General features: G+C 45.7%; 28 protein-coding genes and 1 pseudogene. 25 read left to right on the top strand and 4 right to left on the bottom strand.

The window, feature by feature from the left end:
• Positions 1–18: 18 nt before the first annotated feature.
• The 10 genes and pseudogenes from mlaD to hisD all read left to right on the top strand — a co-directional run bounded on the left by mlaD (position 19) and on the right by hisD (position 7,274).
• Complete coding sequence (gene mlaD, locus ICU98_RS00520) at positions 19–501, top strand: outer membrane lipid asymmetry maintenance protein MlaD (protein ID WP_215336729.1); 483 nt, start codon at positions 19–21, stop codon at positions 499–501.
• Complete coding sequence (locus tag ICU98_RS00525) at positions 501–1,247, top strand: VacJ family lipoprotein (RefSeq protein ID WP_215336731.1); 747 nt, start codon at positions 501–503, stop codon at positions 1,245–1,247. The genes mlaD and ICU98_RS00525 overlap by 1 nt, the downstream gene beginning before the upstream one ends.
• Before the next feature lie 63 nt (positions 1,248–1,310).
• The gene (locus ICU98_RS00530; protein WP_215336733.1) at positions 1,311–1,958 is read left to right on the top strand and encodes a phospholipid-binding protein MlaC; all 648 of its coding nucleotides are present in this window, start codon (positions 1,311–1,313) and stop codon (positions 1,956–1,958) included.
• A 10-nt stretch (positions 1,959–1,968) separates the two neighbouring features.
• Positions 1,969–2,229, top strand: coding sequence for a lipid asymmetry maintenance protein MlaB (locus tag ICU98_RS00535; RefSeq protein WP_215352231.1), 261 nt, complete (start codon positions 1,969–1,971; stop codon positions 2,227–2,229).
• A gap of 1 nt (position 2,230) precedes the next feature.
• Positions 2,231–2,914 (top strand): annotated as a pseudogene (locus tag ICU98_RS00540) (ABC transporter ATP-binding protein); the annotation flags it as partial.
• Between the two features lie 65 nt (positions 2,915–2,979).
• Positions 2,980–3,768, top strand: a complete 789-nt coding sequence (locus ICU98_RS00545; protein WP_215272838.1) for an ABC transporter permease — start codon at positions 2,980–2,982, stop codon at positions 3,766–3,768.
• A 19-nt stretch (positions 3,769–3,787) separates the two neighbouring features.
• The gene (locus tag ICU98_RS00550; RefSeq protein ID WP_215336739.1) at positions 3,788–4,033 is read left to right on the top strand and encodes a BolA family protein; all 246 of its coding nucleotides are present in this window, start codon (positions 3,788–3,790) and stop codon (positions 4,031–4,033) included.
• Complete coding sequence (gene murA / locus ICU98_RS00555; protein ID WP_215352235.1) at positions 4,026–5,300, top strand: UDP-N-acetylglucosamine 1-carboxyvinyltransferase; 1,275 nt, start codon at positions 4,026–4,028, stop codon at positions 5,298–5,300. Before ICU98_RS00550 ends, murA begins: the two co-directional genes overlap by 8 nt.
• A gap of 20 nt (positions 5,301–5,320) precedes the next feature.
• A complete protein-coding gene (gene hisG / locus ICU98_RS00560) occupies positions 5,321–5,947 on the top strand; it encodes an ATP phosphoribosyltransferase (protein ID WP_112202681.1) in 627 nt (208 codons plus the stop codon).
• 4 nt (positions 5,948–5,951) lie between these two features.
• Positions 5,952–7,274 (top strand): histidinol dehydrogenase, encoded by a 1,323-nt coding sequence (gene hisD / locus ICU98_RS00565; protein ID WP_215352237.1) that lies wholly within the window; start codon positions 5,952–5,954, stop codon positions 7,272–7,274.
• Between the two features lie 8 nt (positions 7,275–7,282).
• On the opposite strand, the gene hisC is transcribed toward hisD, so the two are convergent.
• Complete coding sequence (hisC, locus tag ICU98_RS00570; RefSeq protein ID WP_215352239.1) at positions 7,283–8,350, bottom strand: histidinol-phosphate transaminase; 1,068 nt, start codon at positions 8,348–8,350, stop codon at positions 7,283–7,285.
• Positions 8,351–8,476: 126 nt separating this feature from the next.
• Between hisC and hisB the strand changes: the two genes are divergently transcribed.
• From hisB to tatC, 10 genes are read left to right on the top strand one after another with little or no spacing between them, the layout of a single operon-like run.
• Positions 8,477–9,064: an imidazoleglycerol-phosphate dehydratase HisB gene (gene hisB / locus ICU98_RS00575; RefSeq protein WP_215272844.1), complete on the top strand. Its 588-nt coding sequence runs from the start codon at positions 8,477–8,479 to the stop codon at positions 9,062–9,064.
• A gap of 45 nt (positions 9,065–9,109) precedes the next feature.
• Entirely contained in the window at positions 9,110–9,766 is a 657-nt protein-coding gene (gene hisH / locus ICU98_RS00580; RefSeq protein WP_215352241.1) for an imidazole glycerol phosphate synthase subunit HisH, read from the top strand.
• A 9-nt stretch (positions 9,767–9,775) separates the two neighbouring features.
• Complete coding sequence (gene hisA / locus ICU98_RS00585; RefSeq protein ID WP_215336752.1) at positions 9,776–10,537, top strand: 1-(5-phosphoribosyl)-5-[(5-phosphoribosylamino)methylideneamino]imidazole-4-carboxamide isomerase; 762 nt, start codon at positions 9,776–9,778, stop codon at positions 10,535–10,537.
• 5 nt (positions 10,538–10,542) lie between these two features.
• The gene (gene hisF / locus ICU98_RS00590; protein WP_215272847.1) at positions 10,543–11,301 is read left to right on the top strand and encodes an imidazole glycerol phosphate synthase subunit HisF; all 759 of its coding nucleotides are present in this window, start codon (positions 10,543–10,545) and stop codon (positions 11,299–11,301) included.
• Positions 11,302–11,316: 15 nt separating this feature from the next.
• Positions 11,317–11,718: a phosphoribosyl-AMP cyclohydrolase gene (hisI, locus tag ICU98_RS00595; protein WP_215336754.1), complete on the top strand. Its 402-nt coding sequence runs from the start codon at positions 11,317–11,319 to the stop codon at positions 11,716–11,718.
• Between the two features lie 33 nt (positions 11,719–11,751).
• Positions 11,752–12,153, top strand: coding sequence for a phosphoribosyl-ATP diphosphatase (locus tag ICU98_RS00600; RefSeq protein ID WP_215336756.1), 402 nt, complete (start codon positions 11,752–11,754; stop codon positions 12,151–12,153).
• Between the two features lie 5 nt (positions 12,154–12,158).
• Positions 12,159–12,515, top strand: coding sequence for a histidine triad nucleotide-binding protein (locus ICU98_RS00605; RefSeq protein ID WP_215272013.1), 357 nt, complete (start codon positions 12,159–12,161; stop codon positions 12,513–12,515).
• A gap of 15 nt (positions 12,516–12,530) precedes the next feature.
• Positions 12,531–12,752, top strand: a complete 222-nt coding sequence (gene tatA / locus ICU98_RS00610) for a Sec-independent protein translocase subunit TatA (protein ID WP_215337033.1) — start codon at positions 12,531–12,533, stop codon at positions 12,750–12,752.
• Between the two features lie 24 nt (positions 12,753–12,776).
• On the top strand, positions 12,777–13,262 hold the full coding sequence (gene tatB, locus ICU98_RS00615; RefSeq protein WP_215288768.1) for a Sec-independent protein translocase protein TatB: 486 nt from the start codon (positions 12,777–12,779) through the stop codon (positions 13,260–13,262).
• 18 nt (positions 13,263–13,280) lie between these two features.
• Positions 13,281–14,036: a twin-arginine translocase subunit TatC gene (gene tatC / locus ICU98_RS00620; RefSeq protein ID WP_215336759.1), complete on the top strand. Its 756-nt coding sequence runs from the start codon at positions 13,281–13,283 to the stop codon at positions 14,034–14,036.
• Here tatC and ICU98_RS00625 read toward each other — a convergent pair.
• Positions 14,033–15,499, bottom strand: coding sequence for a sel1 repeat family protein (locus tag ICU98_RS00625; protein ID WP_215352243.1), 1,467 nt, complete (start codon positions 15,497–15,499; stop codon positions 14,033–14,035). The genes tatC and ICU98_RS00625 overlap by 4 nt on opposite strands.
• A gap of 207 nt (positions 15,500–15,706) precedes the next feature.
• Between ICU98_RS00625 and ICU98_RS00630 the strand changes: the two genes are divergently transcribed.
• The 5 genes from ICU98_RS00630 to ICU98_RS00650 all read left to right on the top strand — a co-directional run bounded on the left by ICU98_RS00630 (position 15,707) and on the right by ICU98_RS00650 (position 20,414).
• Positions 15,707–16,984, top strand: coding sequence for a porin (locus ICU98_RS00630; protein WP_215352245.1), 1,278 nt, complete (start codon positions 15,707–15,709; stop codon positions 16,982–16,984).
• Between the two features lie 292 nt (positions 16,985–17,276).
• Entirely contained in the window at positions 17,277–18,149 is an 873-nt protein-coding gene (locus tag ICU98_RS00635; protein WP_215337035.1) for an amino acid ABC transporter substrate-binding protein, read from the top strand.
• Between the two features lie 31 nt (positions 18,150–18,180).
• A complete protein-coding gene (locus ICU98_RS00640; protein WP_215352247.1) occupies positions 18,181–18,972 on the top strand; it encodes an amino acid ABC transporter permease in 792 nt (263 codons plus the stop codon).
• 10 nt (positions 18,973–18,982) lie between these two features.
• The gene (locus tag ICU98_RS00645; RefSeq protein WP_215336766.1) at positions 18,983–19,651 is read left to right on the top strand and encodes an amino acid ABC transporter permease; all 669 of its coding nucleotides are present in this window, start codon (positions 18,983–18,985) and stop codon (positions 19,649–19,651) included.
• 28 nt (positions 19,652–19,679) lie between these two features.
• Complete coding sequence (locus tag ICU98_RS00650) at positions 19,680–20,414, top strand: amino acid ABC transporter ATP-binding protein (protein WP_215352249.1); 735 nt, start codon at positions 19,680–19,682, stop codon at positions 20,412–20,414.
• Here the strand turns inward: ICU98_RS00650 and ICU98_RS00655 are convergent, their stop codons facing one another.
• Positions 20,415–21,578 (bottom strand): trypsin-like peptidase domain-containing protein, encoded by a 1,164-nt coding sequence (locus ICU98_RS00655; RefSeq protein ID WP_215352251.1) that lies wholly within the window; start codon positions 21,576–21,578, stop codon positions 20,415–20,417.
• Positions 21,579–21,598: 20 nt separating this feature from the next.
• A complete protein-coding gene (gene mscL, locus ICU98_RS00660; protein ID WP_215336772.1) occupies positions 21,599–22,021 on the bottom strand; it encodes a large conductance mechanosensitive channel protein MscL in 423 nt (140 codons plus the stop codon).
• Positions 22,022–22,089 lie beyond the last annotated feature (68 nt).

A 22,089-nucleotide genomic window follows, 5' to 3' on the forward strand; every position in this document is an offset into this window, starting at 1 on the left:
AGATAAACTAGGGCTCATATGAGAAAAAGTGCAATTGATATTTGGGTGGGAATTTTTGTTGCCTTGGGTTTATTGGCAGCACTCTTTCTTGCTTTGAAAGTGGGCAATATGAATGCTGTGTCATTCCAGCCAACTTATAAAGTATCTGCACGTTTTGACAATATTGGTGGCTTGAAACCGCGTGCGCCAGTCAAAAGTGCCGGCGTGGTTGTTGGCCGAATTGCCAATATTTCTTTTGACGATAAAACCTACCAAGCAACAGTCGTGATGACGATTGATCAGACTTATCAATTTCCTAAAGACTCATCAGCCAAGATTTTGACTTCAGGCTTATTGGGCGAACAATATATCGGCCTTGAGGCTGGCGGTTCAGATGAGATGTTGGCAGATAATGGAAAAATTACTCAGACTCAATCAGCCATTGTTTTAGAAAACTTGATTAGTCAATTCCTTTACAACAAAGCTGCCGATAGCGGTCAAGATAAAGGTGCCGCTAAGTAATGAACGCATGGCTAAGTTTTAAACGTCTTGTTGTGCTTAGTCTATTGGCCTTGATGTTTGGCTGTGCTTCCATCCCGGCTGGTGTTCCGCCTTCCCCTGATGATCCATGGGAGCCATTTAATCGTTCTGTCTTTGAGTTCAACGAAGGCTTAGATGCATATGTTTTGAAGCCCGTCGTAGCTGGCTATCGTTTTGTCTTACCTGAATTTGTTCGCGAAGGTATTTATAACTTCTTCAGCAACTACAACGATATCTACACTGCACTGAATAATTTATTGCAAGGCAAGCCCGACTATGCATTTAACGATCTGATGCGAGTTGTCGTGAATACGACGATGGGTCTTGGCGGCCTGATTGACCTTGCTACTCCTGGCGGTTTAGAAAAACACAAAGAAGATTTTGGACAAACCTTCGGGGTTTGGGGGGTTCCTTCAGGCCCTTACGTAGTTCTGCCCTTCTTTGGACCCAGTTCTGTCCGCGATACCTTCGGTACGGTGGCTGATTTAGAAACGGACTACCTCTTTAAATATATTCCCAATGTGGGATTGCGTAATAGCTTAACGGGCTTGCGCGTGGTCAATGCCCGTAATACCTACTATGAGGCAGGTGATTTATTGGATGGCGCTGCAATTGATAAATACAGCTTTTTACGTGATGCTTATATTCAGCGACGCAAGTATCAAATTAATGAAGGTCGGGACGATGAGGAACCTCAGATGCCTGTCTACGAAAATCCCTACGAATAACGATATTCCCTATTCGAGAGCTAAAATAAGGGCCTACTCTGCTTTATTCAAATCTAGGAATCTATGAAATACCCTTTCACAATTCGACAGTGGTTTACGTTCCTGTTTTGTGCTCTCGTGCTGAGCGTGAATGCATATGCACAAGCCCCTGATCAGTCGACTCCAGATGGCTTAATCAAAAGCGTGGTGTCGGATGTGATGAGCTCTGTAAAGTCTGATCCAGAAATTCAAAAAGGAAATATCCCTAAGATTGTCGATCTAGTAGAAAAAAAGATTGTTCCCTATACCGATATGCGTCGCACTACCGAAATGGCAATGGGCCCTAACTGGAAAAAAGCGACTCCTGAACAACAGGCTCAATTGATTGCTGAATTCAAGAATTTGCTGATTCGTACTTATTCTGGCGCTTTAAGTCAGCTGAGAGATCAGACTGTGCAATTTAAGCAATTGAGAGCAGCACCCGATGATCAAGAGGTTACTGTGAAAACCGTTGTATTGGGTCACGGTGATCCAGTGCCATTGGATTACCGTTTGGAAAAAACGCCAAACGGCTGGAAAGTCTACGATATGAACATCATGGGTGTATGGCTGGTTGAGGCTTACCGTAACCAGTTCTCAAATCAAATTAGTCAAAATGGCATTGATGGCTTAGTGAAGTTTTTACAAGACCGCAATAAGCAATTGGCTTCCGCTAAACCTGCGAATTCATAAGTCGATTTCAATGCCATTTTCCTTGCCTAGCAAAGTTACACAAGCAAATGTAGTTGCTCTTGAAAATGAAGGCTTACTCAATATCGCAAGCCTTCAAGCGATCGACTGTTCACAATTAGTCGATTTTGATTCCACTGTATTGACGGTGCTATTGGCATGGCAAAAAAAATTACAGGAAAAAGATCAATCCATTGCCATTCATCATGCCCCTGAAAAACTAAAGGTGCTTGCTAATGTCTATGGCGTATCTGCCCTATTAGGTCTGAGCTAATATGAGCGCTGCAATTTCGATTCAAGCTATTTCAAAAAACTATGGTGCATTGCAGGCCTTGGATCAGGTTTCGCTCAAGATAGAACAGGGTGAGTTTTTTGGTTTATTGGGTCCAAACGGCGCAGGTAAAACAACCCTGATTTCAATCTTGGCTGGCTTGGTAAAAGCTGATCATGGTCATGCAGCCATTATGGGTGCGGATGTACAAAAAGATTTTCGTCAAGCGCGCCGTATGCTTGGAGTGGTTCCCCAAGAATTGGTGTTCGATCCCTTCTTTACGGTTAGAGAGACTTTGCAGTTCCAATCTGGATATTTTGGGATTCGTAATAATGGCGCATGGATAGATGAGATCATGGCCAATTTGGATCTTACCGGCAAAGCCGATAGCAATATGCGCTCTTTATCCGGCGGCATGAAGCGTCGTGTCTTAGTTGCACAGGCTTTAGTGCATAGACCCCCCGTGATTATTTTGGATGAACCAACCGCAGGTGTTGACGTTGAATTGCGTCAATCACTTTGGCAATTTATTAGTCGCTTAAATCAAGATGGACATACCATCGTCTTGACCACTCACTATCTTGAAGAGGCGGAGGCACTTTGCCAGCGCATCGCCATGCTCAAGCACGGCAATATTGTTGCCTTAGATACGACATCGAATTTATTGAGTCGGTATGGTTCAGTGAAAAAAGATGGTGAAGGTAAAACCGATTTAGAAGAAGTGTTTATGAACATCATGTCAGGACATGCTTCATGAGTAGCGTGATGGAGAAAAACACTTTGAAGTATGGGAGCGGCTTCCCAACCCTCTTGCGTAAAGAGATTAAACGCTTTTATAAGGTTGCCTTTCAGACAGTAGCTGCTCCCGTTTTAACTGCCATTTTGTACTTAATGATTTTTGGGCATGTCTTGGAGGGGAAAGAGGTCTATGGCCATATCAGTTATACGGCCTTCTTAATCCCCGGTTTAGTCATGATGAGCCTCTTACAAAATGCCTTTGCCAACACTTCCTCCTCTTTGATTCAATCAAAGCTTACTGGCAATCTGGTGTTTATCCTGCTTACCCCGCTAAGTCATTTTGAGTTCTTTTCAGCATATGTATTGGCTGCGGTTTTTCGTGGAGTCGTGGTGGGCTTCGGCGTATTTTTGATTACCGCCTGGTATGGCTTACCTGCGCTGGAATATCCTCTGTGGATTATTATTTTTGCCTTTCTCGGTGCAGCAGTGCTGGGAAGTCTTGGACTGATTGCTGGAATTTGGGCTGATAAATTTGATCAGCTTGCAGCCTTTCAGAACTTCTTCATCATGCCGGCGACGATGTTGTCTGGAGTCTTCTATTCAATTCACTCGCTTCCCCCAATTTGGCAGGCTATCTCACGCTTTAATCCATTCTTCTACATGATTGATGGATTTCGTTATGGATTCTTCGGGGTATCAGATGTGTCTCCTTGGACCAGTTTGACTATCATTGGCAGCTTCCTCATTTGCGTATCTGCGATTGCATTGCGAATGCTGCAAACAGGCTATAAGTTAAAGCATTAATCAGTATTAGGAGATTGTGATGTTGCCCACCCCCGAGCAAATTGAAAGCTATATTCAGCAAGGTATTGCCTGCACACATATTGAGGTTGAGGGCGATGGCCAACACTTTTTTGCTACTATCGTGAGCCCCGATTTTGTCGGCAAACGTCTGGTGCAGCGCCATCAATTGGTTTATGCCGCAATGGGCGATCGTATGAAGGCAGAGGTACACGCACTTTCGATCAAAGCATTTACCCCCGAAGAGTTTGAGCAGAATCATGGATAAATTGCGTATGGTGGGTGGCACGCCCCTCAAGGGAGAGGTTGTGATAGCGGGAGCAAAAAATGCAGCCCTCCCGATTTTGTGTGCTTGCCTTCTCACAGATCAAGCCATTACTTTACGTAATGTTCCAGAATTACAAGATGTCAGAACGATGCTTAAGCTTCTGCAAGAGATTGGGGTGACTGTTGAGTATCCAGACGCCAATGACCGCACCCACTTAATTCTCAATGCTGCCAAGATCAAAAGCTCCGAAGCAACTTACGAAATGGTGAAAACTATGCGCGCTTCAATCTTGGTGCTGGGGCCATTACTTGCCCGCATGCATAGCGCTAAAGTCTCTTTGCCTGGGGGCTGCGCGATTGGTGCGCGTCCAGTCGATCAGCACATCAAGGGTTTGAAGGCGATGGGCGCAAAGATCAAGATTGAGAGCGGCTACATTCAGGCAGAAACTCAGACGCCGTTGAATCGTTTGTTGGGCGCTTCGATTGTGACCGACATGATTACGGTTACTGGCACCGAAAATCTGTTGATGGCTGCCACTTTAGCCTCAGGCACTACCGTCTTAGAAAATGCTGCTCGCGAGCCAGAGGTGAGCGATCTTGCTGAGCTGCTCGTCAAAATGGGAGCAAAGATTTCCGGAATTGGAACTGATCGCCTGATCATTGAAGGTGTTGAAAGTCTGCATGGAGCGGAACATTCTGTAATTCCCGATCGGATTGAAGCGGGCACCTTTCTGTGTGCAGTAGCAGCAGCTGGTGGAGAAATTACTTTGAAGCACTGCCGTCCAGATACATTGGATGCGGTAATTGTCAAACTCAAAGAAGCGGGCCTCAAAATAGAAGTGGGTGCCGATTGGATCAAGGCTTCGATGCATTCTCGTCCAAAGGCAGTGAGCTTTAGAACTTCCGAATATCCAGCCTTTCCAACGGATATGCAGGCACAGCTGATGGCAGTCAATGCACTTGCTTCAGGAAGTGCCAGCATTACCGAAACCATTTTTGAGAATCGCTTTATGCACGTCCAAGAACTCAATCGCTTGGGGGCAGATATTGCGATTGAGGGTAACACTGCGATAGCGCAGGGCGTTGAACAGCTTTCAGGAGCCATCGTTATGGCCACGGATTTGCGGGCCTCAGCAAGTTTGGTGATTGCTGGCTTGGCTGCTCAAGGGGAAACTCAGGTTGACCGGATCTATCATCTGGATAGGGGTTATGACCGTATGGAGCAAAAGCTGACCCTCTTGGGGGCCAACATTCAGCGCGTTAAGTAAGGCTGATGGATAATTAGTCCATGAAGTTGACTCTAGCCCTCTCAAAGGGGCGCATTTTCGAAGAAACCGCAGAGATCTTGTCCAAGGTCGGCATTCGGCCGCTGGAAGATCCTGAGAAGTCACGCAAACTCATTATTGAAACCTCTAATCCTGACGTGCGCTTGATTATTGTGCGTGCCTCAGATGTGCCAACCTATGTGCAATTTGGTGGCGCTGACTTTGGAGTGGCTGGCCTCGATATTTTGATGGAAAAAGGAGTCGATGGACTATATGTGCCATTTGATCTCAATATTGCCAAGTGTCGAATGTCAGTAGCAGTGCGCGAAGGATTTGACTATGCAGCAGCAGTCAAGCAGGGCTCACGCTTACGAGTTGCGACAAAGTATGTGAATTGCGCACGCGAACACTTTGCGAATAAAGGTGTTCACATCGATACGATTCAACTATATGGTTCGATGGAGTTGGCGCCTTTAGTTGGTTTGGCCGATGCGATCGTAGACTTAGTTTCTACTGGCAACACTTTGCGTGCAAACGGTTTGGTAGAGGTCGAACCAATCGCCGATATTAGTGCACGTTTAATTGTCAATCAAGCCTCCTATAAACGGAAGCGCGATCAACTGCAGCCCTTTTTTGAGCAATTGAAGTAAAACAATGACTGTAGCAATTTCAATTCAGCGTCTGAATAGTCTAGATGCGAACTTTAAAGAGAAATTATTGGGCAGCCTGTCTTTACCGATGGCTGACGACGCAGCGATTGATGCGGCTGTAGTCAATATTCTCAATCAAGTGAAGTCTGACGGTGACACTGCTGTCTTGGGTTTTACCAAACAATTTGATCGCCTCAATGTCAACAGTGTTGCTGAACTAGAGATTCCTAAGAGCGATCTTGAGGCCGCCTATCTGCAATTGTCATCAGAGCAAAAAAATGCCTTAGATATTGCAGCGCAGAGAGTACGGGCTTATCACGAGCAACAGAGAAAAGAAGCGGGTTGCCATTCTTGGGAATACACCGAGAAAGACGGTACTCGCTTAGGGCAAAAAGTGACACCTCTGGATCGGGTGGGAATTTATGTGCCTGGTGGTAAAGCGGCATACCCTTCATCGGTATTAATGAATGCGATACCTGCAAAAGTTGCTGGTGTTCAAGAAGTCATGATGGTGGTGCCCACTCCTGATGGAGCCCGCAACTCTCTAGTATTGGCGGCTGCATGGATCTCTGGAGTTGATCGGGTCTTCACGATTGGTGGGGCGCAAGCCGTTGCAGCTTTGGCTTATGGCACTCAAACCATTCCTTCAGTCGATAAAATTGTTGGTCCCGGTAATGCGTATGTCGCTGCAGCTAAGCGCCGCGTATTTGGTACGGTTGGCATCGATATGATTGCAGGCCCATCGGAAATTTTGATTCTGTGTGATGGCTCGATTGATCCTAATTGGATTGCGATGGATTTGTTCTCGCAAGCTGAGCATGATGAATTGGCTCAGTCAATTTTGCTGTGTCCAGATGCAGCATTTATTGAAAAAGTACAGGCCAGTATTGATCGGTTATTGCCTGAGATGCCCAGAAAGCAAGTCATTGAGACTTCGTTGAAGAATCGCGCTTTACTTATTCAGGTGAAAGATATGCATGAGGCTTGCGAGATTGCCAATGCTATTGCGGCTGAGCACTTAGAGATTTGTGCAGCTGAGCCTCGCCTATGGGCTGAGAAGATTCGCCATGCTGGCGCTATCTTTATGGGTAACTATACGAGTGAATCGCTAGGCGATTATTGCGCCGGACCCAACCACGTATTACCAACCGCTCGTACAGCACGCTTTTCTTCCCCCTTGGGCGTTTACGATTTCATCAAGCGCTCAAGCATGATTGAGGTCAGCGAAGCAGGTGCACAGACTTTAGGTCAAGTAGCCAGTACCCTGGCTCATGGTGAGGGTCTGCAAGCGCATGCACGTGCAGCAGAGATGCGTCTCAAGAAGTAAAGCAAATACTAATTCAAGATTTCTTGCAGTGCTGAGAGTAATTCTTGGGTTTGCTCATCCGTACCAATGGTGATTCTCAAGAAATCCGCAATACGTGGAGTCTTAAAGTGGCGCACGATAATGCCGCGTTCACGAAGCGCTTGATAGAGTTTTTCGCCAGCATGTTTTGGATGCTTAGTTAGAATAAAGTTGGCGCTTGAAGGTAAAGTGTCAAAACCCAAAGCGCTAAGCGCTTCAACTAATTGCTCACGTGTCTGCATCACTTTTGAACAGGTGCGCTCAAGATAGGCTTGATCTTCGACCGCGGCAACTGCCCCAGCCTGCGCGAGCCTGCCCAATGGGTAGGAGTTAAAACTATCTTTGACTCTTTCTAGTCCGGCGATCAAATCGGGATGTCCTACTGCAAAGCCAACCCGAAGACCTGCTAAAGCCCGTGATTTGGATAGGGTGTGCACCACGAGTAAATTTTCTGGGCAGTTGGGTCCACGCAAAAGTGGAATGGAAGATTCAGTTCCGTAATCCACGTAGGCTTCATCGATGACTAAAACAGAGCCTGAATTTCTTTTTAGTAGGGCTGCAATCTCTGTACGCGGAATAGATCGACCAGTAGGTGCATTGGGATTGGGAAAAATAATTCCGCCATTAGGCACTTCATAGTCAGTGGCATTGATCTCGAATTCTGGGCCCAATGGCATCGTTTGATATTCAATCCCATAGAGTTTGCAATAAACGGGGTAAAAGCTATAGGTGATATCTGGAAATAAGATGGGTTGCTTTTGCTTGAATAGCGCTAAAAAAAGATGTGCTAGAACTTCATCGGAGCCGTTACCAACAAACACTTGATTTGCTTCTAGCCCATGTAGCTTTGCAATCGCAGCCTTGAGAGCTTTGCTCTCAGGATCAGGATACAGTCGAAGATCATCAGTAGTCTGACTTTGAATCGCGGTCAATGCTTTAGGAGAGGGACCATAGGGGCTCTCATTGGTATTGAGCTTAACCAAGCGCTGCATTTGCGGCTGCTCCCCCGGAACATAGGGCGTGAGTGTAGCTACAACGGGGCTCCAAAAACGGCTCATGGGGTACTCAAGTCAATGATTAAAATTATATTTAGGGTGAAACCAGTGAATTACGCTATTTCTATATCTAGTAGGAATGATATTATGAGGCTTCATTCAACACTTCGCCTCACGGCGCTATGAAGTATGCGGCAAGCTGACGTTACCCGAAACACTTCGGAAACCAAAATCGATATTTCCATTAATTTGGATGGAACTGGTAAGGCTGAATTAGCCTCAGGCGTCCCTTTTTTGGATCACATGCTTGATCAAATTGCACGCCATGGAATGATTGATCTTAAAGTGCTTGCAAAGGGTGATACCCATATTGATGACCACCATACCGTTGAGGATGTCGGCATTACTTTGGGCCAGGCTTTTGCAAAAGCGGTTGGCGATAAAGCGGGCATTACGCGTTATGGGCACTCTTATGTCCCACTAGATGAAACCTTGTCCAGAGTCGTGATTGATTTTTCTGGCCGTCCCGGCCTGGAATTTAATGTGCCCTTTACGCGTGCCCGAGTGGGTGATTTTGATGTGGATCTGAGTATTGAGTTTTTCCGTGGCTTCGTGAATCACGCCGGGGTCACTTTGCACATCGATAATATTCGGGGCATTAACGCCCATCACCAGATTGAGACAGTCTTCAAGGCCTTTGGTCGCGCATTAAGAATGGCTTTGGCGATCGACCCCCGTGCTTCGGGTGCTGTTCCCTCAACCAAAGGCAGCCTCTAATCCAGAACTTGCTGGACCAAGACTAAACGGAAAATAGGTTAAAAGTTGGCGCAAACCATTGCGATCGTAGATTACGGAATGGGCAATCTTCGTTCTGTGTATCAAGCTTTTCATCACGTTGCCCCTGATGCCAATATTGTGTTGACTCAGCGACCTGAGGAAATTGCTCAGGCCCAGAGGGTGGTTCTCCCTGGTCAGGGCGCCATGCCGGATTGCATGAAGCAACTAACAGACTCCGGCTTGTTGGAGGCGGTTTTGGAGGCCGCCAAAAATAAGCCTTTGCTAGGTGTTTGTGTTGGCGAACAAATGCTTTTTGATCAAAGCGCTGAGGTTCGCCCTGGTTCTCGGTTCACGACTTGCTTGGGTTTAATTCCAGGAGAGGTGCGTCGTTTTGAATTGCAAGGACAAAAACAAGCTGATGGCTCGGATTACAAAGTCCCCCACATGGGCTGGAATCAAGTCCGTCAGGATATCGCTCACCCGCTTTGGGCAGGCATTCCGGATTTGACGAGCTTCTATTTTGTACATAGCTACTATGTTGTGCCAAAAGAGGTAAAAAATATTGCCGGTTCAACTGAGTATGGGAATTGGTTTACTTCTGCAGTAACGCGAGATAATATTTTTGCTACGCAGTTTCATCCAGAAAAGAGTGCAGAATATGGGCTGCGACTATATAAAAACTTTGTTTCTTGGCAACCTTAAAATTTTGACATGCTGCTGATTCCTGCAATTGACTTAAAAGATGGCCACTGCGTTCGATTAGAGCAGGGTGACATGGATAAGGCTACGGTTTTTTCTGAAGATCCAGGTGCGATGGCTAAGCATTGGATTGCAAAAGGTGCGCGTCGTCTGCATTTGGTAGATCTGAATGGCGCCTTTGCTGGCAAGTTAAAAAATGAAGCAGCGATTAAGGCCATTCTCAAAGCAGTCGGTGATGAGATCCCGGTACAGCTCGGTGGCGGCATTCGTGATTTAGAAACCATTGAGCGTTTATTGGATGATGGCATCAGTACAGTCATTATCGGTACCGCTGCCGTAAAAAATCCTGGTTTCTTGCAAGATGCTTGCACCGCTTTTCCAGGACACATCATGGTGGGCTTGGACGCACGTGATGGGAAGGTGGCAACTGATGGCTGGAGCAAGATCACTGGCCACGAAGTCATTGATCTCGGTAAAAAATTTGAGGACTACGGCGCTGAAGCCATTATCTATACCGACATTGGTCGTGATGGCATGCTCAAGGGCGTGAACCTTGAGGCAACCGTGAAGCTGGCGCAGGCTGTTCGTATACCCGTGATTGCTAGCGGTGGTTTATCCAATAACAAAGATATTGAAGCGCTCTGTGCAGTAGAAGAAGAGGGCGTCATGGGTGTGATTGCAGGGCGCTCAATTTATGCTGGCGATCTTGATCTGACTCAAGCGCAAAAATACGCTGATGAGATGACGCTCAAATACGCTAAGAAAATTAGCTAGTAACAGTGCTCACTAAAAGAATTATTCCTTGCCTAGATGTTACTGCGGGCCGCGTGGTTAAGGGTGTGAACTTTGTAGGTCTGCGCGATGCGGGTGATCCGGTTGAGATTGCGCGACGTTACGACACACAAGGCGCAGATGAGCTCACTTTCTTGGACATCACTGCGACATCCGATGGGCGCGACCTGATTCTGCACATCATTGAAGATGTTGCTTCACAGGTTTTCATTCCGCTTACGGTTGGTGGTGGTGTGAGAGCGGTAGCTGATGTACGCCGCTTACTGAATGCTGGTGCAGATAAAGTGAGTATGAATTCCTCCGCAGTGGCCAATCCCGATTTAGTTTCAGATGCTGCTGCTCATTATGGTTCTCAATGCATTGTGGTGGCAATCGATGCTAAGCAAACAGCAGGCGGTACTTGGGAAGTATTTACCCATGGTGGCAGAACAGCAACGGGTATTGATGTTGTTGCTTGGGCCAAAGAAGTGACTGAGCGTGGTGCTGGGGAAATTTTATTAACCAGTATGAATCGCGATGGCAGTAAAGATGGTTTTGATCTTGAGCTAACTGCCGCAGTTAGCAAAGCCGTGAGTGTGCCCGTAATCGCTTCTGGCGGTGTTGGCAATCTTCAGCATTTGGTGGATGGCATCACCAAAGGCCACGCCGATGCAGTCCTCGCTGCAAGTATTTTTCATTATGGGGAATTCACAGTTGGGCAAGCAAAAGAATATATGGCCAGCCAAGGAATCCCAGTGCGCATTTAGCAGTAAAGTAAGACTATGAGCACATTTACCCCTAATCAATCCTTGCAGGCAGATGGCTGGCTGGATGCCATTTCCTGGAATGAACAAAGCCTCGTGCCAGTCATTGCCCAAGAAGTGGGTAGTAAAGACGTCTTAATGATGGCCTGGATGAATCGAGACGCCTTGCTTGAAACATTGCGTTTAGGTGAGGCTGTCTATTGGAGCCGCTCAAGGCAAAAACTGTGGCACAAAGGGGAGGAATCTGGCCATACTCAAAAAGTCAGAGAAATTCGTTTAGATTGTGACGGCGATACAATTTTGCTTCTAGTAGAGCAAAAAGACGGAATTGCTTGCCATACGGGCGAGCACAGCTGTTTCTTCCTCAAATGGAATAGTGCTAAATCGGCTTGGGTAGATGAATCAAAAGCTGGCAAGTAAGCCTTAGCCTGACAAAAGACATAAAATTGAGGCATGAATAATTCTGCAAAATCGGGATCAAGCTTGGATTCGGCCTTAGCCCATTTGGCTGATGTCGTGGATCAGCGTCGAGATGCATTCAAGGCTGGCCAGATCGACCCCAAGACTTCCTATACCGCTTTGCTCTTCTCAAAGGGCGATGATGGAATCCTGAAGAAAATCGGTGAAGAGGCAACCGAGGCAGTTATGGCTGCTAAAGATGCTCGTCAGTCTCAGCTTGCTCCAGAGCAGCAAAAACTCTTGGTTGGTGAGATGGCAGATCTCTGGTTTCATTGTTTGATTGCCTTATCCCAATTTCATTTGAGGCCAGAGGATGTGATTGCTGAGCTAGATCGTCGCTTGGGAACCTCAGGTATTGAAGAAAAGGCTGCTCGCAAAGCAACTGGCCAAGAGTAAAGCTGATGAGTCACGATCCTAATTGCCTATTTTGTAAGATTGCCCAAGGTCTGATTCCTTCGCAAAAGGTCTATGAAGACGAGGAAATCTTTGCCTTTAAGGACATTAATCCTGGTGCCCCAATCCATTTCTTAATGATTCCGAAGAAACATATTCCGATGTTGGAGGCTGCACAGACTCAAGATGCGCCTTTGCTCGGTAGAATGATGGAATTAGCACCTCGTCTTGCCAAAGAGCAGGGTTGTCGTCCTGGAAAAGAAGGCGGCTTTAGGGTGATGGTCAATAATGGCGCAGATGGTGGACAAGAGGTCTATCACCTGCATTTACATGTTTTGGGCGGTCCACGCCCCTGGAAAAAATAATCCAAGGAGAAAATGATGGGTTCATTCAGTATTTGGCATTGGTTAATTGTTTTGGTGATTGTGATGTTGGTTTTTGGTACCAAAAAATTACGCAATATTGGTCAAGATCTTGGCGGTGCAGTCAAAGGTTTCAAAGACGGCATGAATAGTGCCGATACAACTAAAGAGCAAATCCCCCAAAGTGGTGCAGCTACAGATAAAACGGTTGATGTGCAAGCCAAAGATCTGAATAAGTGATCTTGTCAGCATCAATGACTACACATGATTGATCTTGGGGTTTCCAAACTTGCGCTGATTGCGGTCGTCGCTTTAATTGTGGTCGGACCAGAGCGCTTACCTAAAGTGGCGCGTGTCGCAGGGAACTTATTTGGACGCGCTCAGCGTTACATGTCTGAGGTGAAATCAGAAGTCAACCGTCAAATGGAGATGGAAGAGTTCAGAAAATTGCGGGAAGACAGTGTGGCAGCCCTTAAAGAGGTTGAGAACAGTATTCATTCCACTGCACAAGAAGTGACGACGCATTTAAGTGATCAAGCCGATATTGGTTTGGCAAGCTCAACGAACTTCTCCGAGGCTATTCCTAGCGAGCAAGATGTGATTCGGAGAACGCAACGTCAAGGTAGAAATAGTTGGGCAAATAAAAGAGCAGCAAGACCTTTGTGGTTTAAACGGTCTGCTGGAATTCGGGCGCGCGTGCAATCTGGCGCAGCTAGAATGAAGCGCTTTCACCATAGCGCCATCAAGTAAACCCATTTTTAGCTCTACATGACAGAAAACCATTCCACTGAAGATTCTGGATTGCAAGAATCCTTCCTATCGCATTTATTTGAATTGCGAGATCGGATCATCAAGGCGGGTCTAGCCATTGTGATTGTGTTTGCTGGCTTGGTGTATTGGGCGCCAGATATCTTTCATCTTTTTGCGCAGCCCTTACTCAATGCATTGCCTGCTGGCGGCAAAATGATTGTGACTGATGTGACGGGTTCTTTCTTTGTGCCCATGAAGGTCACCATGTTGGCTGCTTTTATGATTGCATTACCAGTCGTGATGTATCAACTATGGGCCTTTATTGCGCCTGGTCTCTATTTGCACGAGCGTAAATTAATTGTGCCCCTGGTGATTAGTAGCTACACCCTATTTATTGTTGGGATGGCTTTTGCTTATTTCTTGGTCTTTCCAACAGTCTTTAAATTTATGGCGAGTTACAACGCTCCACTGGGTGCGGAAATGTCGACTGACATTGATAATTATCTGAGTTTTGCCATGACCAGCTTCTTGGCATTTGGTATTACATTTGAGGTGCCAGTGGTAGTCGTAGTCCTGGTCCGCATGGGAATGGTTACCTTGGCGAAGTTGAAAGAGATTCGCCCTTATGTCATTGTGGGCGCCTTCATTATTGCTGCGGTAGTCACGCCGCCAGATGTGCTGTCTCAGCTATTGCTTGCTTTACCCATGATCGTGCTTTACGAAATTGGTCTTTTGGCTGCGCGTCTGTATGTTCCAAAAGACAACGAGAATTAAGCGAGCTCTATATCTGATTCATCCGGCTGGCGTTTATTGATCCGAGTCTTCAGCCAGTCCGTCACGCGATCAAATCGGTAGCGTCTTTGTCTGAGGTTGCCTTCTTGATCACTAGGGATGCCTGCAAAGGCTTTCCCTGCGGCCAACAAACTGCGACGTTGACTTACCGTCTCAATCTGAATGAGCCGAGGTAATATTTTTGGCAATTCCCAACGAATATCCACCACTACACAATGCTCATGTTGCATCTGACTGACTTCACAGAGGAGTAACTCCGCCTTGCTCAATTGAAACTGATTGGCAATGACCAGGCGATGACACAGCAAGATCCATTCTTCATCTAACTTGTGTTCAGCATGGTGGTTCAGCGCATGCTCTGCCAAGGTGGCAAGTTCGTGCCAATCATTCTGTTTGGGAGTGGGAACGCTCTCCAGAATTTTCTGTATCAATTCGCTTGCTTCACTAACACCTTGCTGATGCGCTTGCCATACCCAATAGGATGCTTGCAAACCGCGAACCGGCTCTTCTAACTTTTCTCGCTTGCGCCACAAGTTGGCGCCTTTCCGAAACTGAGCTTCAGGGTGTCCCAGATCAGCGGCACGATCAAAGCAACGATCACTCTCTGCAGCGCTGTAACCAGAAAATTGAGGGCGCCGATAAATTTCACCTAAAGCAAACCAGGCATCTCGATCACTATCTTTAGCAGCCAGCTCTAGCCAATGCGCTGCTTTTTTTAATGAAGCATTTGATTTAGTAGCGGATGATTTTTCTAACTCTTCCTTCTGATCAATGCGCGCGAGTCGCAAACCCAGAGCAAGCTTGGCTTTAGTGAGGCCTAGCTCAGCGCAACGATAGAGCGCTTCTTCGCTGCCATCATTTACCCAAGCATCCCACAGAGATGACAGGGCCTGATTCTTGGGCTGAAGTTGCAGTAATAATTCTTTGGCTAAATATTGGTAGGCTGATTCAGCATCTCCAAGCTCATGAAGATATTGTTTGGCTAATTCCTGAAGGCTCTCAAAGTTGTACTTCGATAATGTTGCAACTGTTGATGAAGACTTTTCATTTTTAAACCACTGCTTGAGCTCTGCTTGTAGTTCTGCATGAGCGGGGTTCATTAGTAAATTGGCGAGTTGCCACTTTGCTGGTATTGAATTTTCTTCAGCGAGCTTCCAAAAAAGATCCCATGCAAAGCCAAACGAAGGAGATTTGAAGACCTCAATCAGGGGAATTTGGGCAATCAATTCATAAAGTGATGAAAGTTGACTGAAATTTGAGGAACTAATCTCAAGTGATTGATTTGTAATGGAAAAATAGGACTTTTCCAGCCAAATCAAGGCATTTGCAGGCTGAATGGGGGTTTTGAAAGAGCCCTTGAGATAGGCTGAAGCCAGATTTTGTTGCGCAGATACATCACCTAGTCGCGCAGAACTGAGGATTTTTAAGAATTCACGGCTTGCCATGTGACAATTTTGTCATTCAAAGCAGTAAAAAGATAGAAAACAGAGCCCTTGTTGCCGAGATACAACGAAGAAAGCCAAAAAACTCCCTTTTGACAAGCAAAAAGAGTCTGTAATTGCTCTAACCCCCAGTCTCGTAGTTCAAAACCAGCAAAATTCATAGGTCCCAGCTTTATTGGGCATTACTTTCAATTTATGGAGATTTAAAGAATGAAAAAATCGCTATTCGCACTCGCAGCTGTTGGTGCACTTGCTGGCACAGCTCAAGCTCAGTCAAGCGTAACCGTATACGGCATCATCGATATGGGTTTGATCGGTGGTAATAACTACGGCACTACTGGTGGTGCTGTTAACTCTTCAGCCGGTGTAGTTAAGACTACTGGCCTTGGAGTTGTTTCAAGTGGTGAATCTACTTCACGCATCGGCTTCAAAGGTATGGAAGATTTAGGCGGCGGTTTGTCTGCTCTCTTCACCTATGAAACTGCAGTTGATCCATCTGCTACAACTTTAATTACCACAACACGTCAGGCTTTTGTTGGTTTAAAGAAAAATGGCGTTGGTTCATTCTTGGCTGGTTCACAAAACACTGTTATCTATGACGCTGTTTTGGCATCCTCACCAAACGGTGTTAACAACATGGGTGGTGACTTGGTTACCCTCGGCGTTAAGGGCCTTCAAGGTCAAGTTGCTGCATCTAACTCTGCTTCCCTCGGCGGCAACCAGTTCGGTTTGAGCAATAATGCTGCTTACGACACCCGCACTGCAAACGCTTTGCAATTCAAATCTGATGTTTTCTCAGGTTTTGACGCACGCGCTATGATCATCGCTAACAATAAGAGCAGTACACAGACAACTGCTGGTGGCGCAGGTGCTGGTGTTGGCGGTAACGCAAGCAGCAATGGCTATGCACTTGGCCTCGACTACACCTGGACTAAATTAAACTTGACAGCCAACTGGCAGCAGTTGAATGCACTCAGCAATACTGCTGCTGCTTCCACAGCTCCAATTATGTTCGGTCAAGGTACTGACTCAAATACAAGTTCAACAGTCTCTGCTGGTTCCAACGTCCGTGATGCGGGTATTTACCTTGCTGCTAACTACGACTTCGGTGTCTTGAAGGCGTTCTATCAGTACGTTAACCGTAAAGCGACTTCCGCAAGTGCTCCTTTGTACTATCAAAAGTACACAGCTAACCAAATTGGTGTGAATTCTTACGTAACTCCTGCTATTCAAGTATTTGCTTTAGCAGCGATTGGTAAGTACCAGCCTGAGGCTGCATTTAATGCCTCTAGCGCTCTTTACACACCTGGTACAACCAATCTGAGCGGTTACCAGCTTGGTGCTAACTATTGGTTGAGCAAGCGTACTAACTTGTATGCGATCTACGGTCAGATGGAGCAGTCTAACCAATCCTTTGGATCTGCTACTGCCAATCCTAGTGCCTACAACATGAATAACTATGGTGTTGGCGTACGTCACACTTTCTAATTTGACACTAGCGTAAGCTAGTCAATAATTAGTTAGGCATTAAATCAACCCACTGTGGCAACACAGTGGGTTTTTTCTTTGCTCGACAACAAATCAATGAATAAACTGAATCCTTCCTGAAAAAAGATGGAATTAAAAAAAACAAGAAGCCGACAAATTCTTTGTCATAATGAGATCGTTAGGTCTTGTGCTCTGGTGTTTATTTGAGCTGTTATGGGAAAAAATGGAGATTATCAAAATGAAAAAAATATCGTTTCAAGGCAATATAAATGCAGTATTTTGGTTTGGCTTAATGCTAGCCATAAGCTCGGTGACATCAATGGCAGCAAGTCCTACGTTGGATAAAATCAAGTCCACTGGAGCAGTCACCATGGGCGTTAGAGAGTCATCTATTCCGATGTCTTACACCACCGGGGATAGCCGGTTTGATGGGTATCACGTCGAGATCTGCCGCATGATCCTAGGCGATATTAAAGATAAGCTCGGCATTAGTACCTTAAGAATTAACTATCAGCCAGTGACTTCTCAAAACCGGGTGCCATTAGTTCAAAACGGCACAGTGGATATCGAGTGCGGCACTACCACTAACAATACTGCGCGGGGTAAAGATGTTGCATTTGCAGATACTTTGTATGTGGAAGAGGTTCGCATTGCTGTTAAGGCAAATTCCAATATCAAATCAATTGAAGATTTGAATGGTAAAAGAGTCGCCAGTACCACTGGTACCACCTCTGTTCAGTTAATTCGTAAAAATCAAAAGGCTAAGGACATTAAGTTTGAAGAAGTCTATGGCAAAGATCATGCCGATAGCTTCCTGCTCCTAGAAACAGGTCGTGCAGATGCGTTCGTGATGGACGGCTCTATTCTGGCGGGTAATATTGCAAATGCGAAAAATCCAAAAGACTTTAAGATTGTAGGCGAGCCTTTAAGCGTTGAGCCAATCGCCATTATGCTTCCAAAAAATGATCCAGAGTTTAAGGCTGCTGTCGATGCCGCCATTGCTAAGATTGTAAAAAATGGCAATATGCCAAAGCTTTGGAACAAATGGTTTTTATCACCCATTCCTCCTAAAGGCATCGTCGTTGGTTTAGAGCTTTCTCCAGCAACTAAAAATGCTTGGGCTCACTTGAACGACAAGCCTGCTGAAGATTACATTGCTAAGTAAGCACTTGTCTACTTTGACGGTGGCCTAAAGTATGGCTTTAGATTTCGGTATCTTTTGTAAAAATACCCTAGACGGAGGAGTGGTTGATCACTGCTTCTCCTCAATCTTTGGCCTAGCTGGCAATAGCGATCCAAGCTATTTGGATTGGTTAATTAGTGCCTGGGGGTGGACTCTATTGGTATCTGGCTTAGGCCTAGCCATTGCCATTGTGCTTGGTATTTTGATGGGCGCCTTACGGACTCTGCCTGATACAAAAGTAGTCTATCAATGGCTGCTGTGGCTTTCAACTTGCTGGGTTGAATTATTTCGGAACATTCCGATCATTGTTCAGGTCTTCCTTTGGTATTACGTAATACCCGCATTTATCCCACCCCTGAAAGCGGTTCCTTCGTTTTGGCTGGTGAGCATGGCACTTGGGTTTTTCACTTCCGCTCGAATTGCAGAGCAGGTGAGGGCAGGCATTGGATCCATCCCAAGTGGACAGCGCGCTGCGGCAACAGCTTTGGGACTGACAACTTTGCAAACCTATCGTTATGTGATTTTACCGATCGCTTTAAGAATTGTGATTCCACCACTGACTTCGGAGAGTATGAATCTCATAAAAAACTCTTCCGTTGCGTTTGCGGTGTCGGTCCCCGAGTTAACGCTCTTTGCTATGCAGGCGCAGGAAGAGACATCCCATGGTATCGAAGTCTATTTAGCTGTCACTGCTCTGTATGCGCTATCTGCATTTTTTGTCAATTGGGTGATGACGGTAATCGAAAAAAGAAGTCGCATTCCTGGCGTGGTTAGCATGTCTCCAGATGCTAAATTAGCGCATTAATGGTGATGAAATGTTAAGTCTTGATCTAAGTTTTTATAACTGGGAGCTGGTTACTAATTACTTGCTAAAAGGTTTTATCTTTAGCGTTCAGCTCACCATAATTGCAACTGTAGGCGGGATTGCATTTGGAACCATTCTGGCACTGATGAAACTGTCGGGGAAAGCCCTGTTCCAATACCCCGCTACCTTCTATATCAATACGATGCGATCCATTCCTTTGGTGATGGTGATTCTGTGGTTCTTTTTAATCATCCCAATGTTGATCGGTAGACCTATTGGCGCTGATTTATCAGCAATCATTACGTTCATTGCTTTCCAGGCCGCATTTTTTGCAGAGATTGTCAGGGCCGGCATTCAATCAGTTCCTTTGGGTCAGACCTACGCTGCAGAAGCTTTGGGTATGACATATGGTCAGAATATGCGCTTGATTATTCTGCCACAAGCCTTTAGAAATATGATCCCAGTCTTTATGACCCAAGTCATTATTTTGTTTCAAGATACATCTTTGGTTTATGCCATTGGCGCCTATGATCTTCTCAAAGGCTTTGAGATCGCTGGTAAAAATTATGGCCGGCCAATCGAAACCTATGCATTGGCTGCAATTACTTATTTTGTAATTTGTTTTTCGCTTTCCAGACTGGCTCGCAGAATTCAAGCCAAAGTGGCCATTATTCGTTAATTATTTTGCATAAATTACTTAATCCATCATGATCGAACTTAAAAACGTTTCCAAATGGTATGGCTCCTTTCAGGTGCTGACAGATTGCAGCGTCTCCATTACCAAAGGTGAAGTGATGGTGATTTGCGGCCCTTCCGGATCCGGAAAATCCACCTTGATTAAAACCATCAATGCTTTAGAGCCATTTCAGGCGGGAGAGATTATCGTCGATGGCATCAACTTGCATGATCCCAAAACCGATTTGCCTAAGTTAAGAGCGCGAATTGGGATGGTCTTTCAGCAGTTTGAATTATTCCCCCATTTGAGCGTCACTGAAAACCTGACGCTTGCCCAGATGAAAGTCCTCGGTCGTTCACTTGATGAGGCTAAGACTCACGGACTAAAGTATCTTGATCGTGTTGGTTTAATTACACAGAAGGATAAATTTCCAGGACAACTTTCTGGCGGTCAACAACAGCGTGTTGCAATTGCCCGTGCATTGAGCATGGACCCGATTGTGATGTTGTTCGATGAGCCAACCTCTGCACTTGATCCAGAAATGGTCGGTGAAGTTCTCGATGTGATGGTGAGTCTAGCGAATGATGGCACAACGATGTGCTGCGTCACTCATGAAATGGGGTTTGCTCGTAAAGTTAGTGATCGCGTGATCTTTATGGATCAAGGGAAGATTATTGAAAACTGTAGCAAAGATGAGTTCTTTGGCGATCCAAGGGTACGCTCACACCGCGTACAAGATTTTTTATCGAAGATTCTTGCGCACTAATTACTTTTGAGGGCTTGGGCGTTTCCCGACGCGTATTTTCAGATCCAGATCTTTATTTTTACGAATCACTTTGAGATTGATCTCATCACCGGGTTTTTCTTGGGCAATGAGATTGAGTAGGCTGCGAACATCGTAAACTTTTTCACTATTGACAGTTAGCAAGACGTCCCCAGGTTTTAAGCCGCCGCGGTCACCAGGGCCTTGATCTAGAACGCCTGAGAGCAGGACTCCACGAGTATCTTTGCTAAGTCCAAGCGACTCTGCTAGCTCAGGAGAGACATTTTGTGGTTCAACGCCAATCCATCCTCGGGTAACACTACCGCTCTGAATAATCGATTCCATTACTTGTTTCACTAGGTTGATGGGGATTGCAAATCCAATGCCCATTGAGCCACCATTATTTGAGAAGATCGCAGTATTAATGCCAATCAGATTGCCGCGTGTGTCAATTAAAGCGCCACCAGAATTTCCGGGATTAATCGCAGCGTCAGTTTGAATAAAATTTTCAAAAGTATTAATGCCAACGTGGTCTCTACCCATTGCAGACACAATTCCAGAGGTTACTGTTTCTCCAACTCCGAATGGATTGCCAATCGCCATCACAACGTCACCAACATGGACCGAATCGATTTTTCCAAGCGTGATTGGGCTTGGTAGTTGTTTGGCATCTATCTTTAAAACGGCAATATCGGTTTCGGGATCACTGCCAACGACTTTTGCTTTAAATTTTCGGTTATCAGAAAGAGCGACTTCAATTTCATCTGCGTCGCTAATGACATGATGATTGGTGATGATCACACCCTCTGGACTCACCAAGACTCCGGAGCCTAGACTAGATATGGGATCGCTATCAGGGCTGTCACCAAAGAAAAATTGATTGAAGCGATCTGATTTTTTATTCTTGTCTTTTGAGCCAGCTGGTTTATTTGAGTTTTTGCTAGTAAAAATATTGACGACTGCGGGCATCGATTTTTTTACTGCCTCATGATATGAACCTGGGCTCAGGCTAGAGCTATCTTCATTTTCTTTGAGGGTAACGCTATCGACAATGGTGGTGATATTGGTTTGCGCCAACCAATCTGGTTTCAGTGTGATGAGAATGAACCATGCTGCCAGAAGTATGGTGACAGCCTGGGCAAAAAGAAGCCATAGTCGATTGAGCATCTGCTTTATGTTGCCCCGATTTATTTTTTGAGACTGTCTCTAATTTCTCTCAGCAAGACAACATCTTCTGGAGTGGGTGGAGGTGGAGGCGCATCATTGGCGCGAATCTTATTCACTACTTTGACCATTTGGAATATCACAAAAGCGAGTAGAACAAAGTTAATTGAGATGGTGATGAAGTTTCCATAGGCAAACATGGGAACCCCAGCCTTTTTTAAGGCATCGTAAGTATGGGGGACGCCTTCGGGGGCCGTCCCAAGCAGAATGAAGAGGTTAGTAAAGTCGATATGACCGCCAAGAAGGGTCGAAATGATGGGCATGACGATGTCATTCACCAAAGAATCCACGATTTTTCCAAAAGCCCCGCCAATAATGACGCCGACAGCCAAATCGACCACGCTGCCCTTGACGGCAAAGTCCTTAAATTCCTTTAAAACGCCCATAATTCCCTCACTTTTTCGTCTGATATTGCTTTGCTGAAGATTAACCCCAGATCTTTCTTCGTTACCCC

Source organism: Polynucleobacter sp. MWH-P3-07-1, assembly GCF_018687555.1.
Classification (GTDB): domain Bacteria; phylum Pseudomonadota; class Gammaproteobacteria; order Burkholderiales; family Burkholderiaceae; genus Polynucleobacter.

What these genes read in the sequence shown, in the direction of transcription:
- ICU98_RS00600 (WP_215336756.1), top strand. Translation starts at nt 11,752, where the DNA reads ATGAATAATTCTGCAAAATCGGGATCAAGCTTGGATTCGGCCTTAGCC.
- ICU98_RS00530 (WP_215336733.1), top strand. Translation starts at nt 1,311, where the DNA reads ATGAAATACCCTTTCACAATTCGACAGTGGTTTACGTTCCTGTTTTGT.
- ICU98_RS00550 (WP_215336739.1), top strand. Translation starts at nt 3,788, where the DNA reads ATGTTGCCCACCCCCGAGCAAATTGAAAGCTATATTCAGCAAGGTATT.
- ICU98_RS00605 (WP_215272013.1), top strand. Translation starts at nt 12,159, where the DNA reads ATGAGTCACGATCCTAATTGCCTATTTTGTAAGATTGCCCAAGGTCTG.
- hisG (WP_112202681.1), top strand. Translation starts at nt 5,321, where the DNA reads ATGAAGTTGACTCTAGCCCTCTCAAAGGGGCGCATTTTCGAAGAAACC.
- ICU98_RS00650 (WP_215352249.1), top strand. Translation starts at nt 19,680, where the DNA reads ATGATCGAACTTAAAAACGTTTCCAAATGGTATGGCTCCTTTCAGGTG.
- ICU98_RS00545 (WP_215272838.1), top strand. Translation starts at nt 2,980, where the DNA reads ATGAGTAGCGTGATGGAGAAAAACACTTTGAAGTATGGGAGCGGCTTC.
- ICU98_RS00525 (WP_215336731.1), top strand. Translation starts at nt 501, where the DNA reads ATGAACGCATGGCTAAGTTTTAAACGTCTTGTTGTGCTTAGTCTATTG.
- tatB (WP_215288768.1), top strand. Translation starts at nt 12,777, where the DNA reads ATGATTGATCTTGGGGTTTCCAAACTTGCGCTGATTGCGGTCGTCGCT.
- hisC (WP_215352239.1), bottom strand. Translation starts at nt 8,350, where the DNA reads ATGAGCCGTTTTTGGAGCCCCGTTGTAGCTACACTCACGCCCTATGTT.
- ICU98_RS00625 (WP_215352243.1), bottom strand. Translation starts at nt 15,499, where the DNA reads ATGGCAAGCCGTGAATTCTTAAAAATCCTCAGTTCTGCGCGACTAGGT.
- hisI (WP_215336754.1), top strand. Translation starts at nt 11,317, where the DNA reads ATGAGCACATTTACCCCTAATCAATCCTTGCAGGCAGATGGCTGGCTG.
- ICU98_RS00535 (WP_215352231.1), top strand. Translation starts at nt 1,969, where the DNA reads ATGCCATTTTCCTTGCCTAGCAAAGTTACACAAGCAAATGTAGTTGCT.
- tatA (WP_215337033.1), top strand. Translation starts at nt 12,531, where the DNA reads ATGGGTTCATTCAGTATTTGGCATTGGTTAATTGTTTTGGTGATTGTG.
- ICU98_RS00645 (WP_215336766.1), top strand. Translation starts at nt 18,983, where the DNA reads ATGTTAAGTCTTGATCTAAGTTTTTATAACTGGGAGCTGGTTACTAAT.
- ICU98_RS00630 (WP_215352245.1), top strand. Translation starts at nt 15,707, where the DNA reads ATGAAAAAATCGCTATTCGCACTCGCAGCTGTTGGTGCACTTGCTGGC.
- mscL (WP_215336772.1), bottom strand. Translation starts at nt 22,021, where the DNA reads ATGGGCGTTTTAAAGGAATTTAAGGACTTTGCCGTCAAGGGCAGCGTG.
- mlaD (WP_215336729.1), top strand. Translation starts at nt 19, where the DNA reads ATGAGAAAAAGTGCAATTGATATTTGGGTGGGAATTTTTGTTGCCTTG.
- hisA (WP_215336752.1), top strand. Translation starts at nt 9,776, where the DNA reads ATGCTGCTGATTCCTGCAATTGACTTAAAAGATGGCCACTGCGTTCGA.
- hisB (WP_215272844.1), top strand. Translation starts at nt 8,477, where the DNA reads ATGCGGCAAGCTGACGTTACCCGAAACACTTCGGAAACCAAAATCGAT.
- murA (WP_215352235.1), top strand. Translation starts at nt 4,026, where the DNA reads ATGGATAAATTGCGTATGGTGGGTGGCACGCCCCTCAAGGGAGAGGTT.
- tatC (WP_215336759.1), top strand. Translation starts at nt 13,281, where the DNA reads ATGACAGAAAACCATTCCACTGAAGATTCTGGATTGCAAGAATCCTTC.
- ICU98_RS00635 (WP_215337035.1), top strand. Translation starts at nt 17,277, where the DNA reads ATGCTAGCCATAAGCTCGGTGACATCAATGGCAGCAAGTCCTACGTTG.
- ICU98_RS00640 (WP_215352247.1), top strand. Translation starts at nt 18,181, where the DNA reads ATGGCTTTAGATTTCGGTATCTTTTGTAAAAATACCCTAGACGGAGGA.
- ICU98_RS00655 (WP_215352251.1), bottom strand. Translation starts at nt 21,578, where the DNA reads ATGCTCAATCGACTATGGCTTCTTTTTGCCCAGGCTGTCACCATACTT.
- hisD (WP_215352237.1), top strand. Translation starts at nt 5,952, where the DNA reads ATGACTGTAGCAATTTCAATTCAGCGTCTGAATAGTCTAGATGCGAAC.